We start from the raw sequence: 270 nt of genomic DNA, 5'->3' as shown, positions 1-270 counted from the left end.
GCCTGCTCAACGAAGCCCTGGAGGCGCGGACCGATGCGTTTCTGCAGCAGGTAGACAAGCAGTTCCGTGACCCACTGGGCCGCAAGGTGCGGGCCATGGTGCTGAGTGGCGCGATCAATATTGCGGCAGCGGGTAACCGTAGCCAGATGATCGAGGTGATGCTCTGGACGCTCGAAAGTGCCGAGAGTTTGCAGGCGCGGTTGGTGCAGTTGCGCGAGGGTGCAGCCGGTAGCGTCGGGGCGCTGGTACGCAATGTTGCGATTGGTGCGG

The 270-nt window shown here is 63.3% G+C and carries 1 protein-coding gene; it reads left to right on the top strand.

Annotation, left to right across the window (positions count from 1 at the left end):
• Window positions 1-270 (top strand): hypothetical protein (locus IRZ77_RS26760; protein WP_196174647.1); only part of this gene is annotated, 270 nt, incomplete at both ends.

The sequence above is a fragment of the Pseudomonas pudica genome, assembly GCF_015680405.1.
GTDB lineage: Bacteria > Pseudomonadota > Gammaproteobacteria > Pseudomonadales > Pseudomonadaceae > Aquipseudomonas > Aquipseudomonas pudica.
The sequence above is the reverse complement of the archived record's forward strand: the minus strand, read 5'-3'. Positions and strand labels throughout refer to the sequence as shown.